The sequence below is a fragment of the Streptomyces sp. NPDC040622 genome (assembly GCF_055593965.1).
This window is the reverse complement of the sequence record NZ_JBVIXD010000003.1, coordinates 455,089-467,883: the sequence shown is the minus strand read 5'-3', so window position 1 is coordinate 467,883 and position 12,795 is coordinate 455,089. Positions and strand designations below refer to the sequence as shown.

General features: G+C 72.9%; 12 protein-coding genes. 10 read left to right on the top strand and 2 right to left on the bottom strand.

Features of this window, described 5'->3' with window-relative positions:
• Nucleotides 1-93: 93 nt before the first annotated feature.
• Entirely contained in the window at nucleotides 94-603 is a 510-nt protein-coding gene (locus ACZ592_RS10505) for an Lrp/AsnC family transcriptional regulator (RefSeq protein ID WP_471581411.1), read from the bottom strand.
• A 206-nt stretch (nucleotides 604-809) separates the two neighbouring features.
• Between ACZ592_RS10505 and pdhA the strand changes: the two genes are divergently transcribed.
• From pdhA to ACZ592_RS10455, 10 genes are all read left to right on the top strand, one after another.
• Nucleotides 810-1,952 carry a pyruvate dehydrogenase (acetyl-transferring) E1 component subunit alpha gene (pdhA, locus tag ACZ592_RS10500; RefSeq protein ID WP_471581122.1) on the top strand — a complete coding sequence of 381 codons (1,143 nt, stop codon included), beginning with the start codon at nucleotides 810-812 and terminating at the stop codon, nucleotides 1,950-1,952.
• Nucleotides 1,949-2,965, top strand: a complete 1,017-nt coding sequence (locus tag ACZ592_RS10495; RefSeq protein WP_471581121.1) for an alpha-ketoacid dehydrogenase subunit beta — start codon at nucleotides 1,949-1,951, stop codon at nucleotides 2,963-2,965. The genes pdhA and ACZ592_RS10495 overlap by 4 nt, the downstream gene beginning before the upstream one ends.
• Nucleotides 2,965-4,626, top strand: coding sequence for a dihydrolipoamide acetyltransferase family protein (locus ACZ592_RS10490; RefSeq protein WP_471581120.1), 1,662 nt, complete (start codon nucleotides 2,965-2,967; stop codon nucleotides 4,624-4,626). Before ACZ592_RS10495 ends, ACZ592_RS10490 begins: the two co-directional genes overlap by 1 nt.
• Nucleotides 4,627-4,887: 261 nt before the next feature.
• A complete protein-coding gene (locus ACZ592_RS10485) occupies nucleotides 4,888-5,823 on the top strand; it encodes an NTP transferase domain-containing protein (protein ID WP_471581410.1) in 936 nt (311 codons plus the stop codon).
• Nucleotides 5,820-7,409, top strand: a complete 1,590-nt coding sequence (locus ACZ592_RS10480; protein ID WP_471581119.1) for a molybdopterin molybdotransferase MoeA — start codon at nucleotides 5,820-5,822, stop codon at nucleotides 7,407-7,409. The genes ACZ592_RS10485 and ACZ592_RS10480 overlap by 4 nt, the downstream gene beginning before the upstream one ends.
• Entirely contained in the window at nucleotides 7,406-8,503 is a 1,098-nt protein-coding gene (locus ACZ592_RS10475; protein WP_471581118.1) for a potassium channel family protein, read from the top strand. Before ACZ592_RS10480 ends, ACZ592_RS10475 begins: the two co-directional genes overlap by 4 nt.
• A gap of 2 nt (nucleotides 8,504-8,505) precedes the next feature.
• On the top strand, nucleotides 8,506-8,637 hold the full coding sequence (locus tag ACZ592_RS10470) for a hypothetical protein (RefSeq protein WP_471581117.1): 132 nt from the start codon (nucleotides 8,506-8,508) through the stop codon (nucleotides 8,635-8,637).
• A 10-nt stretch (nucleotides 8,638-8,647) separates the two neighbouring features.
• Nucleotides 8,648-9,625 (top strand): NAD(P)H-quinone oxidoreductase, encoded by a 978-nt coding sequence (locus tag ACZ592_RS10465; protein WP_471581116.1) that lies wholly within the window; start codon nucleotides 8,648-8,650, stop codon nucleotides 9,623-9,625.
• Between the two features lie 324 nt (nucleotides 9,626-9,949).
• Nucleotides 9,950-10,324, top strand: coding sequence for a hypothetical protein (locus ACZ592_RS10460; RefSeq protein ID WP_471581115.1), 375 nt, complete (start codon nucleotides 9,950-9,952; stop codon nucleotides 10,322-10,324).
• A gap of 65 nt (nucleotides 10,325-10,389) precedes the next feature.
• On the top strand, nucleotides 10,390-10,932 hold the full coding sequence (locus ACZ592_RS10455) for a bacterial proteasome activator family protein (RefSeq protein WP_471581114.1): 543 nt from the start codon (nucleotides 10,390-10,392) through the stop codon (nucleotides 10,930-10,932).
• Between the two features lie 122 nt (nucleotides 10,933-11,054).
• On the opposite strand, the gene ACZ592_RS10450 is transcribed toward ACZ592_RS10455, so the two are convergent.
• Entirely contained in the window at nucleotides 11,055-12,713 is a 1,659-nt protein-coding gene (locus tag ACZ592_RS10450; protein ID WP_471581113.1) for a protein kinase domain-containing protein, read from the bottom strand.
• Nucleotides 12,714-12,795 lie beyond the last annotated feature (82 nt).

Genomic DNA, 12,795 nt, shown 5'->3' with positions numbered 1-12,795 from the left:
AGTGTTGAGGCCGGGCGTCGAGGCCCGGGCGTCGACACCCAGGCCGAGCGCTGGGCCCGACCGCTGTTCCGGTCCGCGCAGGCCCCGCCCGGGTCAGTGCTCCGGTTCCATGTCGTCCTCCTCGAAGACCAGCAGCGTGCGCGTGCTGAGGACTTCCGGGATGGACTGGAGACGGGTGAGCACCAGTTCCCGCAGGGCGCGGTTGTCCGGCGTGTGCACCAGGAGCAGTACGTCGAAGTCGCCGCTGACCAGGGCGATGTGCGACGCACCGGGGAGTGTGCGCAGATGCTCCCGCACCGTGCGCCAGGTGTTCTGGACGATCTTGAGCGTGATGTACGCGGACGCGCCCTGCCCGGCCCGCTCGTGGTTGATCCGCGCCCCGAAGCCCCGGATCACGCCGTCGTCGATGAGGCGGTTGATGCGGGCGTAGGCGTTGGCGCGCGACACGTGGACGCGTTCGGCCACGGAGCGTATCGACGCGCGACCGTCCGTGTGCAGGATCTGCAGGATGTCCCGGTCGATGGCGTCCAGGGGTCGGGGATCCGGCATGCGGGGTTCCGGTAGCCGGAGCTCCGGGTAGTCGCCGTCGGGCCCGTCGGCCATTCGTTCAGATGCCATGTCCCCCCGCCTCCCTACCATGGACGTACTGCATCCATCCCAGGCTGTGGAGAACCGTTTGTCCACAGCCTGACGGTGCCTGTAGCCAAAATGTGCCGACGACCGAACAATCGGTAGGTGAGGCGCACCACGTCGACGCGCCTCTTATGCCGCTCCCACGAGGAGATCGCTTCCCCCCAGGAGGTGCCGTCATGACGGTCATGGAGCAGCGGGGCGCCTACCGGCCCACCCCGCCCCCCGCTTGGCAGCCCAGGACCGATCCCGCGCCGCTGCTGCCGGACGCGGAGCCGTACCGCGTCCTTGGCACCGCGGCCGCCGAGAAGGCCGACCCGGGGCTCCTGCTCCGTCTCTACGCGGAGCTGGTGCGCGGTCGCCGGTACAACACGCAGGCGACGGCGCTCACGAAGCAGGGCAGGCTCGCGGTCTACCCCTCGAGCACCGGGCAGGAGGCGTGCGAGATCGCCGCCGCCCTCGCCCTGGCGGAGCGCGACTGGCTCTTTCCCAGTTACCGGGACACCCTCGCCGTGGTCGCCCGCGGTCTGGACCCCGCGAGCGCCCTGACGCTGCTGCGCGGCGACTGGCACACCGGGTACGACCCGCGCGAGCACCGCATAGCGCCCCTGAGTACCCCTCTTGCGACCCAGCTCCCGCACGCCGTGGGCCTCGCCCACGCCGCCCGGCTCAAGGGCGACGACGTGGTCGCCCTCGCCATGGTCGGCGACGGCGGCACCAGCGAGGGCGATTTCCACGAGGCGTTGAACTTCGCGGCGGTGTGGCAGGCCCCCGTGGTCTTCCTCGTCCAGAACAACGGCTTCGCGATCTCCGTGCCGCTCGACAAGCAGACCGCCGCCCCCTCCTTGGCCCACAAGGCCGTCGGGTACGGCATGCCGGGTCGCCTGGTCGACGGCAACGACGCGGCGGCGATGCACGAGGTGCTGAGCGAAGCGGTCTCCCTCGCGCGGGCGGGCGGCGGCCCCACGCTCGTCGAGGCCGTCACGTACCGCATGGAAGCTCACACGAACGCCGACGACGCGACCCGCTACCGCCAGGACGCCGACGTGGCTGCCTGGCGCGACCACGACCCGATCCTGCTCCTGGAGCGGGAGTTGACGGAGCGCGGACTCCTGGACGACGACACGAAGCGGCAGGCGGGCGACGACGCCGAAGCCATGGCGGCCGACCTGCGCGAGCGCATGAACCAGGACCCGGTGCTCGACCCCATGGATCTCTTCGCGCACGTGTACGCCGAGCAGACCACCCAACTGCGTGAGCAGGCGGCGCAGTTGCGGGCCGAGCTGGACGCCGCCGAAGAGGCCGAGGAGGACGCGCGATGACCACGGTCGCGGCGAAGCCGGTCACCAGACCGGCGACCATGGCGCAGGCGCTCGGGCGCGCGCTGCGGGACTCCATGGCGGAGGACTCGTCCGTGCACGTCCTGGGAGAGGACGTCGGGGCGCTCGGCGGGGTCTTCAGGGTCACCGACGGGCTCGCCAAGGAGTTCGGCGAGGACCGGTGCACGGACACGCCGCTGGCCGAGGCGGGCATCCTCGGGTCGGCCGTCGGCATGGCGATGTACGGGCTGCGGCCCGTCGTCGAGATGCAGTTCGACGCCTTCGCCTACCCCGCCTTCGAGCAGCTGATCTCGCACGTGGCCCGGATGCGGAACCGCACCCGGGGTGCGATGCCGCTGCCCATCACCGTGCGCGTGCCCTACGGCGGTGGCATCGGCGGCGTCGAGCACCACAGCGACTCCTCCGAGGCGTACTACATGGCGACCCCGGGACTCCACGTCGTCACGCCGGCCACGGTCTCCGACGCCTACGGCCTGCTGCGTGCCGCCATCGCCTCCGACGACCCCGTCGTCTTCCTGGAGCCCAAGCGTCTGTACTGGTCGAAGGCCGACTGGAATCCGGACGCTCCGCAGGCCGTCGAGCCGATCGGCCGCGCGGTCGTGCGGCGCCCCGGGCGCAGCGCCACGCTCATCACGTACGGCCCGTCCGTGCCCGTCTGCCTGGAGGCCGCCGAGGCCGCGCGCGCCGAGGGCTGGGACCTCGAAGTGGTCGACCTGCGCTCGCTGGTGCCCTTCGACGACGAGACGGTCGCCGCGTCCGTACGGCGCACGGGCCGGGCGGTCGTCGTGCACGAGTCGGGCGGCTTCGGAGGACCCGGTGGCGAGATCGCCGCGCGCGTCACCGAGCGGTGCTTCCACCACCTGGAGGCACCGGTGCTGCGGGTCGCGGGCTTCGACATCCCGTATCCGCCGCCGATGCTGGAGAAGCACCACCTGCCGGGTGTCGACCGGATCCTGGATGCGGTCGCGCGGCTGCAGTGGGAGGCGGAGAGCTGATGGCGCAGGCCTTTGATGTGAGCAGTCTGGAATTCAAGCTGCCCGACCTCGGGGAAGGCCTGACCGAGGCGGAGATCGTCCGCTGGCTCGTCGAGGTCGGCGACGTCGTGGCCGTGGACCAGCCGGTCGTCGAGGTCGAGACGGCCAAGGCGATGGTCGAGGTGCCGTGCCCCTACGGAGGCGTGGTCACGGCCCGCTTCGGTGAGGAAGGCGTCGAACTGCCCGTCGGAGCCCCGCTGCTGACGGTCGCCGTGAGCGCACCCTCCACGAACGGGTCCGCGTCCGGGTCCGCTGCCCGGACCGCTGTTCCGGAGCGGTCCTCCGGGACCCGGGCCCCGGAGGAGCCCGCCGAGCGGGCCCTGCAGACGGCCGCCGAGGAGTCGTCCGGGAACGTTCTGGTCGGCTACGGCACGGCGGCGGCGCCCGCGCGCCGCAGGAGGGTGCGGCCCACGCGCCCCGCCCCGGTCGAGCCCGCGGCGCCGGCCGACTCCGCGGCGCCGGCCGGCGCACTGGGCGCGGAGCAGTCGACGGGTCGGATGCACGCGTCGGCGCGCCCCGACGGGCCGGTCCCGGTGATCTCGCCCCTCGTGCGCAAGTTGGCGCGGGAGAACGGCGTGGATCTGCGGGGCCTCGCGGGTTCGGGCCCGGACGGCCTGATCACGCGGGCCGATGTCGAGGCCGCCCTGAAGTCGGGTGCGACCGTCCCGAAGGACCGCACGCTCACGCACGCGTCGCCCGGGACGGCCAGGCATGAGACGGCTACGCACGAGACCCCCCGGATGACCCCGTACGAGCCGCCCCGCGCGGCGGCCGATGCCCGCGACTCCGAGGACGCGGCCGAGGCGCGCAGGACGGCGGCGGTCAAGGCGGCCGTGCGCGAGGACGACGAGCTGATCCGCGCGGGCCGCGCCGATGCGCGCCGCCTGGTCGAGGCGGGACAGGAGCCGCGGAACGCCGGCAGGGAGTCCCGGCACGCGCTCAGCGGCATCCGGGGCCTGGTCGCGGACAAGATGTCCCGCAGCCGGCGGGAGATACCCGAGGCCACCTGCTGGGTCGACGCCGACGCCACCGAGCTGCTCGCGGCCCGCAAGGCCATGAACGACGCGGTGACGAGCCGCGGCGGCCACAAGGTGTCGCTGCTCGCGCTGTTCGCCCGCATCAGCGTGGCCGCGCTGACCCGCTTCCCGATGCTCAACTCCTCCGTGGACATGGAGGCGCGGGAGGTGCGGCGATTCGCGGACATCCACCTCGGGTTCGCCGCGCAGACCCCCCGTGGCCTGGTCGTCCCCGTGGTGCGGCACTCCCAGTCGCGGTCGACGGACTCGATCAACGCGGAGCTCATCCGGCTCACGGAGGCCGCGCGCGAGGGTTCGCTCACTCCGGGGGAGCTCACCGGAGGGACGTTCACGCTCAACAACTACGGGGTGTTCGGGGTCGACGGCTCCACGCCGATCATCAACCACCCCGAGGCGGCCATGCTCGGGGTCGGCCGGATCGTGCCCAAGCCGTGGGTCCACCAGGGGGAGTTGGCGGTGCGGCACGTGGTGCAGCTGTCGCTCACCTTCGACCACCGGGTGTGTGACGGCGGCGAAGCGGGTGGCTTCCTGCGCTACGTGGCGGACTGCGTCGAACAGCCGGCGGTGCTGCTGCGGTCGCTGTGAGGAGGACCGGGCCGGCCGCGGGGTGCGGGACCCGGCCGGCCCGCGTGACGTAAGTCCCTTGCCCGTAGGGCCTTTCGCGGGGGTGGTAATGATCCTTCGTGGGCCCATACTCGGGGTGTGACCACGAACGAGGGCAGCCCGCGCGACGCCGCGTCGCCGCCCGAGGACGACACGGCCGTGTCCGCGTACGGCACTACCGTGCCCGAGGCCGGCACCACCGAGCCCGCGTATGGCACCCCTGCGCCCGCGGCCGTCGCCACCGTGCCCGCGTACGACGCCGTCGTGCTCGCCGGGGGTGGTGCCGCGCGGCTCGGCGGGGCGGACAAGCCGGGGGTCCGGGTCGGTGGGCGGACGCTGATCGACCGGGTCCTCGCGGCCTGTTCCGGCGCCTCGACCACCGTCGTCGTCGCCGCGCCGCGGCCGACCGCGCGCCCCGTCGTGTGGGCCCGCGAGGAGCCAGCGGGCGGCGGCCCGCTGGCCGCGCTCGACGCGGGGCTGCGGCACACGGCGGCGGAGCACGTGGTGGTGCTCTCCGCCGACCTGCCCTTTCTCGGCGAACAGACCGTAGGCCGCCTCCTCGCGGCCCTGCGGGACAGCGGCGCGGACGGAGCGGTCCTGACCGACCCCGGTGGCCGCGACCAGCCCCTCGTCGCCGCCTACCGGGGCGCCGCGCTGCGCGGGGAGATCGCCGCCCTCGCGCGCGAAGGACGCCCGGAGGGCGGTGTCGCCGGGCTGCCGCTGCGGCTGCTCACCGCGCGGCTCGGCCTCACGAGGATCACCGACCCCGTCGCGGCTTTCGACTGCGACACCTGGGACGACATCGCCGCTGCCAGGGCGCGCATCAGGGAGCATGGGAACGTGTTGGACGAATGGATTTCCGCAGTCAAGGACGAGCTGGGCATCGACCTCGACGTAGACACCGGCGCCCTCCTGGACCTCGCCCGCGACGCCGCGCACGGTGTGGCCCGGCCCGCGGCACCGCTGACCACGTTCCTCGTCGGCTACGCGGCGGCGCAGGCCGCCGCGCGGGGCGGAGCGGGCGGCGGGGCCGACGCGGTGGCCGAGGCGACGCGCAAGGCCGCCGCGCTCGCGGTCCGCTGGGCGGACGAGGAACAGCGTGACGAGGGCGGGCAGGCCGGGGGCGGGCAGGACGCGAAGCCCGACGCCGCCCCGCGAACGCCCCCGGACGCCGGATGACCGGGCAGCCCGCGTCGGACGCCGAGCTCGACGAGGCGCTCGCCCTGGTGAACGGCGACCGCGACAGCCACGACGACGCCGTTCCCGACGCCGCTTCCCGGTCGGCACCGGCTTCCGGTCAGGCCCCCCGCTCCGGGAGACCCGCCGGAGCCGCCGGGCCCTCGGCCACCACCCCGCAGAGCCCCGTCGGCAGCGCCCCCGCCGCCCCCGGCCCCGTCGGCACCGCCGCCGCTCCCGCCGACGCGGCACACTCCCGCGTCACCCCCTGGCCCGCCGCCCGGGCCCGCGCGGAGCAGGCCGCCACCCGGCCGGGGGCCGGGCCCGACCCCGTCCCCCTGGACCGCGCCCTCGGCCTGATCCTCGCCGTGCCGCTCACCGCCCTCACGGACCTGCCCCCCTTCGACACCTCGGCGATGGACGGCTGGGTCGTCGCGGGCCCGGGCCCCTGGGCCGTGCGGGCCGACGGGATCCTCGCCGGGCACGGTGTTCCGGACGCGCTCTGCGACGGAGAAGCGGTCCGCATCGCGACGGGCGCCCGCATCCCGCAGGACTCCACCGCCGTACTGCGCAGCGAGCACGGCATGCTCGACGACCAGGGCAGACTGCACGCGCGGCGCGAGGTGATCACCGGCCAGGACATCCGCCCGCGCGGCCAGGAGTGCCGCTCCGGCGACCATCTCCTGCCGTCCGGCGCCCTGGTGACCCCCGCCGTGCTCGGCCTCGCGGCGGCCGCCGGGTACGACTCGCTGACGGTGGTCCGCAGGCCCCGCGCCGAAGTCCTCGTCCTGGGCGACGAGTTGCTGACGGACGGCCTCCCCCGCGAGGGCCTCATCCGTGACGCGCTCGGCCCGATGCTGCCGCCCTGGCTGCACTCCCTGGGCGCCGAGGTCACCGCCGTGCGGCGCCTCGGTGACGATGCGGAGGCCCTCCACGACGCCATCACCTCGTCCACCGCCGACCTGATCGTCACGACGGGCGGCACCGCGTCGGGGCCGGTCGACCACGTCCACCCCACCCTGCGCAGGATCGGCGCCGAGCTGCTCGTGGACGGGGTGGCGGTGCGCCCCGGACACCCCATGCTGCTGGCCCGCATCCGGCCCGGACAGCACCTCGTCGGCCTGCCCGGCAATCCGCTCGCCGCCGTCTCGGGACTGTTGACGCTGGCCGAGCCCCTGCTGCGGACGCTCTCCGGACGCGCGACCGGCTGCGGCGGGCCGTCCACGTACATCGCTCCGCTGCGCGACGGCGTGCAGGGACACCCGCACGACACCCGACTCGTCCCCGTCACCCTGCGCGCCGACCGGGCCGTTCCGCTGCACTTCAACGGCCCGGCGATGCTGCGCGGCATCGCGGCGGCCGACGGGCTCGCGGTCGTGCCGCCCGGTGGGGCGCGGCAGGGCCACGAGCTGGAGATCCTCGACCTTCCGTGGGCCGTGCCGGAGGTGGGTACGGGCACCGGTACGGCGGGTCTGTACGGTGGCCCGGTCGCAGGGATCGGGGGCGGGGCCGGTGCAGAGGTAGGCACGGGCACAGGATCCGGGCCCGGAGCTGGAGCACGCGTAGACGGCGAGGAGCGTTTCACGTGAAACTTCCCGGGCATGACGCGATCGCGCGTCACCCCGAAGAGCAGCACACGACACACCGGATCAAGCTGCCCCAGCGCAAGATCGAGCGCCCGCTGCGCCAGGTCACCCGCCGTCTCGCGATGGCGCTGCTGGTGCTCGCCCTGACGACGTTCATCGTCTGGATCGACCGCAGCGGCTACCACGACAACTCGGACGAGCACGTCGACTTCCTGGACTCCGCGTACTACGCGACGGTCACGCTCTCCACCACCGGCTACGGCGACATCGTTCCGTACAGCGACAGCGCCCGCCTCACCAACATCCTCCTGATCACGCCGCTGCGCGTGCTCTTCCTGATCATCCTGGTCGGCACCACCCTCGAAGTGCTCACGGAACGGACCCGCGAGGAATGGCGTCTGTCCCGCTGGAGGTCCAACTTGCGTGAACACACTGTTGTCGTCGGCTTCGGCACCAAGGGCCGGTCGGCGATCCAGACCGTCCGCGCGACCGGTCTGAAGGCCGACCAGATCGTCGTCGTCGACCCCAGCGCGAAGGTCGTCGAAGCGGCCACGGCGGAGGGCTTCGCGGGCGTCATCGGCGACGCGACGCGCAGCGACGTGCTGCTCCGCGCGGAGGTGCAGCGGGCGCGCCAGATCATCATCGCGACTCAGCGCGACGACACCGCCGTCCTGGTCGCGCTCACGGCACGGCAGCTGAACCGCGGGGCGAAGATCGTGGCGGCGGTGCGCGAGGAGGAGAACGCGCCGCTGCTCCGCCAGTCCGGCGCCGACGCCGTGATCACCAGCGCCAGTGCGGCGGGCCGGCTGCTCGGTCTCTCTGTGCTCAGCCCGAGCGCGGGCATGGTCATGGAGGACCTGATCCAGCAGGGCAGCGGCCTCGACCTCGTCGAACGGCCGGTCATAAAGGCCGAGGTGGGTCTGAACGTCCGGGCGACGGAGGACCTGGTCGTGAGTGTCGTACGAGGACACCGGGTGCTCGGCTACGACGATCCTGCCGTCGGCAAGCTGGAGTTGACGGACCGTCTGATCACGATCGTCCGTGCCTCGCCCGGCACGGCGGTCGCCCCGGACCTGAAGCCGTTGCCGCCGCACTGACCGTGGGGCGGCTCTCGGGCCAGGTCGAGGGCGAGGGTGAGGTCGAGGTCGACGGCGAGGGCGAGGGCAAGGGCGAAGCCGAGGGCGGGGGCGGGGGCCTGATCTGGGAGGCCCCCGCACAGGGACGCGAGTAGCCTCGCCAGCATGTATGCGATCACGATCCCCGAACCCGGCGGCCCCGAAGCGCTCGTGTGGGCCGAGGTCCCCGATCCCGTGCCCGGCGAGGGCGAGGTGCTCGTCGAGGTGGCGGCCAGCGCCGTGAACCGCGCCGATCTGCTGCAGCGGCAGGGCTTCTACAACCCGCCGCCCGGCTCCTCCCCGTACCCCGGCCTGGAGTGCTCGGGCCGCGTCACCGCGCTCGGCCCCGGCGTCTCCGGCTGGTCGGTCGGCGACGAGGTGTGCGCCCTGCTCGCGGGCGGCGGCTACGCGGAGCAGGTCGTCGTCCCCGTCGGCCAGCTGTTCCCCGTGCCCGACGGCGTCGACCTCGTCACGGCGGCCGCGCTGCCCGAGGTCACCTCCACGGTGTGGTCCAACGTCTTCATGATTTCCCACCTGCGCCCGGGCGAGACGCTGCTCGCGCACGGCGGTTCGAGCGGCATCGGCACCATGGCGATCCAGCTCGCCAAGGCCGTCGGCGCGAAGGTCGCCGTCACCGCGGGCACCAAGGAGAAGCTCGCGTTCTGCGGCGAGCTGGGGGCGGACGTCCTCATCAACTACCGCGAGCAGGACTTCGTCGAAGAGATCCAGCGGGCCACGGACGGCGCGGGCGCGGACGTCATCCTCGACAACATGGGCGCGAAGTACCTGGACCGGAACGTGCAGGCCCTCGCGGTCAACGGCCGGCTCGCGATCATCGGCATGCAGGGCGGCGTCAAGGGCGAGCTGAACATCGCGGCGCTCCTCAACAAGCGGGCCGCGGTGACCGCCACGTCGCTCCGCGGCCGCCCGGCCGCCGAGAAGGCCTCGATCGTCGCCGCGGTGCGGGAGCACGTCTGGCCGCTGATCGGCGGGGGCCATGTGCGGCCCGTCGTGGACCGTACGGTGCCGATGAGCGACGCGGCGGCGGCGCACCGGGTGCTGGAGGAGAGCGGTCACATCGGCAAGGTGCTGCTGACGCGGTAGCGGTTGCCGGGGGCGGCGGGAGGGGACGGGACTCCCCGCCCTCCTCCCAGCCCGCCCTTGTCGCGATCTCCCCCCCTCGCGATCTCCCCCCCCTCGCGACCTGGCCCCCTCGCGACCTTCCCCCTCGTCGGCCACACCCTGACCGAGATGCCGGATTAGCAGCATTGTGTGAGGCTTGTCACCTGGTGCGGTGCGGTGATCTTTCACGACCTTGGCGACCCGGTGGCGGGAGGGGGCAGCGCGGTGACTGCTTCGCAGTCGAGACGGCCGGCTTCGCAGTCGAGACGCCCGGCTTTCCTGCCGAGAGGGTCCGCCTTCGTCGTCGTGGCGCTTCTCGCGGTACTGACGGCGGTCGTACCCGGACTCGTCTCGTTCGCCGCGGAGCCCTCCGTCAACGGGCCCGTGACCACCGTCGACGAGACCTCCCGGGCCGGGACCCGCGCGGGCGAGGGGCGGGAGCGGCCGGGCCTCGTGGACGTGCCGCGCCGGATCCCGCCGCCCTACACACCGCCCCCCGTCCCGCCCCCGCAACCGTCACGGCCGACCCCCGTCACGCACCGGGACACCGCCTTCGACCGGGGGGAACGCACTCCGGTGGGCCCCGTCCTGCCGAACCTCCGCGTCCTGCCCCTCGGCGGCGGGCTGGTCCTCATCGGCCTCGGACTCGGCTTCCTGGGACTGCGGCTGCGCCGCGCGTGAGGGTGGATCATCCGCGTACGGGGGCACCACCGATGTGTGATGTACGGGTGCGAGAGAATGGCGGCATGGAGATGCCGAGGAACGAACGGTCGTCGGAGAGCCCTCAGGTCCTGGTCGTGGGCCAGGACGGAATGGCTCTCGGTGGCGGCGGAGACGATGAATCCCGCGAAGTCCCGGTGACCGAGATGGTCGAACAGCCGGCCAAGGTCATGCGTATCGGCAGCATGATCAAGCAGCTGCTGGAGGAGGTGCGGGCGGCTCCTCTCGACGAGGCGAGCCGGGTCCGCCTCAAGGAGATCCACGCCAGCTCGGTGAAGGAGCTCGAGGACGGTCTCGCCCCCGAGCTCGTCGAGGAGCTGGAGCGGCTCTCCCTGCCCTTCACGGAGGAGGCGACGCCGAGCGACGCCGAGCTGCGGATCGCGCAGGCCCAGCTGGTCGGCTGGCTCGAAGGCCTCTTCCACGGGATCCAGACGACCCTGTTCGCGCAGCAGATGGCGGCGCGGGCCCAGCTGGAGCAGATGCGCAGGGCGCTGCCGCCCGGCGTGGGCGGCGACGAGGAGGAAGAGGGCGGCGGCCTCGCGGGCCGCACGGGAGGCCCTTACCTGTAGACACCCGTCGGTCGCTTCCCTAACGACTACGCCCTACGACTACGCCCAGGGGCTCGGTACGCATCGCGCGTACCGAGCCCCTGGGCGTGGTGGAAGAAAGGAAGGGGGAAGAAGAGGAACCGCTAGGCCGGGTTGCCCGTGGAGATGTCGAACTGGAGCTCCAGCGTCTTCGGGTCGACCTCCGTGCCTTCCTTCGGGGTCTGCCGCATGACGGTGTCCTGGCCGTACGCGTTCTCGTCGACCTTGCGCTTGTCGTAGCCCCAGCCGGCCGCCTGCAGACACGACAGGACCGACTTCCAGTCCTTGAACGTGAAGTCCGGGACCTTGATCTTCTCCTCGTCGTTGTAACCGACCTCGGGGTCGGTGCACTTCTCCGTCTCGATGACGTTCCGGCGCTCGGGCCCCTTGTGCCCCGCCACCGGCTGCGCCGACTTGTCGGTGGAGGCTTCCTTGCCGCCGTCGTCGTCACCGCCGCTCATCGTGAGGGCGGTGATCAGGCCGCCGATGGCGATCAGCGCGACGACGATCGAGCCGACGATCACCGGCATGTTCCGCTTGCGGCCGCCCGAGCCGGCCGAGCCGCCCGAGTTGTTCGTGCCGCCGGGACCTCCGGCCGTCGCCGTGGCGGGCTGCGGGGAGAGGTTGTACGGCGGCGGGGTGTGCGCGCCCTGCTGCGGGGCGTACGCGTTGGTGGGCGGCGGGGTCTGGTAGCCCTGCTGCGGGTAGCCGTAGCCCGGCGTGGGCGCCGGGGTGGGCGGGCCGTAGGCGCCCGGCTGGTACGGCGTCTGGACGTTGCCGTTCTGCGGGAGCGAGGCGTCGACGGGCGGGAAGACCGCCGCGCCCACGCCCGCGCCGCTCGCCGTCTGCGCGCCCGGCACGATGCTGGGGGCCGCGGCCTGGAAGGACTGGGCGACGCGCAGGCACTCGTCGCGCATGGCCTCGGCCGTGGGGAAGCGCTCGTTCGGGTTCTTCTTCAGCGCGCGGGCGACGATCGCGTCGAGCGCGGGCGGAAGGGAACGGTTGATCGAGGAGGGAGCGACCGGCTCCTCCTGAACGTGCGCGTACGCGATGGCGAGCGGGGAGTCCGCCTCGAACGGCAGCCGGCCCGTCACCAGCTGGAAGAGCATGATGCCGACGGAGTAGAGGTCGGAGCGGGCGTCGACGCCGCGGCCGAGCGCCTGTTCCGGGGAAAGGTACTGCGGGGTGCCGACGACCATGCCGGTCTGCGTCATGGAGGTGACGCCGGACTGCATGGCGCGGGCGATGCCGAAGTCCATCACCTTGACGACGTTGCGCTTGGTCATCATCACGTTGCCGGGCTTGATGTCGCGGTGGACCAGGCCCATTTCGTGGCTGATCTCCAGCGCCGCGAGCACATCGGCGGTGATCTTCAGAGCCTGGTCGGACGGCATCGCGCCGAACTGCGTCACGGACGTGTCGAGCACGGAGCCGAGCGGCTGGCCCTCGACGTACTCCATGACGATGTACGGCATCGTCGCGCCGTCGAGCTCGTCCTCGCCGGTGTCGAAGACCGACACGATGTTGGTGTGCGTGAGCTTCGCCACCGACTGGGCCTCGCGGCGGAAGCGTTCGCGGAAGGACTGTTCGCGGCCGAGCTCGGTGTGCAGTGTCTTGATGGCGACCTGCCGGTCGAGCACGGTGTCGTAGGCGAGGTGTACCGACGCCATGCCGCCTTCGCCGAGCAGATCACGCAGTTGGTAGCGGCCACCGGCCAGCGAACGCCCCGCGTACCGCCCCTGTGCGCCGTCCTGGCTGCTCATCTCGTGCGTCCCCCATCGGCGCGGCTGCCGGACGGCTCCGCGGCTGGTCATCGATTACCCGCTATTCCAGGCCAAGTCTGCC

Bases quoted from the DNA above. Each gene is read 5' to 3' on its own strand.
- ACZ592_RS10505 (WP_471581411.1), bottom strand. From the start codon at position 603: ATGGCCGACGGGCCCGACGGCGACTACCCGGAGCTCCGGCTACCGGAA.
- pdhA (WP_471581122.1), top strand. From the start codon at position 810: ATGACGGTCATGGAGCAGCGGGGCGCCTACCGGCCCACCCCGCCCCCC.
- ACZ592_RS10495 (WP_471581121.1), top strand. From the start codon at position 1,949: ATGACCACGGTCGCGGCGAAGCCGGTCACCAGACCGGCGACCATGGCG.
- ACZ592_RS10490 (WP_471581120.1), top strand. From the start codon at position 2,965: ATGGCGCAGGCCTTTGATGTGAGCAGTCTGGAATTCAAGCTGCCCGAC.
- ACZ592_RS10480 (WP_471581119.1), top strand. From the start codon at position 5,820: ATGACCGGGCAGCCCGCGTCGGACGCCGAGCTCGACGAGGCGCTCGCC.
- ACZ592_RS10465 (WP_471581116.1), top strand. From the start codon at position 8,648: ATGTATGCGATCACGATCCCCGAACCCGGCGGCCCCGAAGCGCTCGTG.
- ACZ592_RS10455 (WP_471581114.1), top strand. From the start codon at position 10,390: ATGGAGATGCCGAGGAACGAACGGTCGTCGGAGAGCCCTCAGGTCCTG.
- ACZ592_RS10450 (WP_471581113.1), bottom strand. From the start codon at position 12,713: ATGAGCAGCCAGGACGGCGCACAGGGGCGGTACGCGGGGCGTTCGCTG.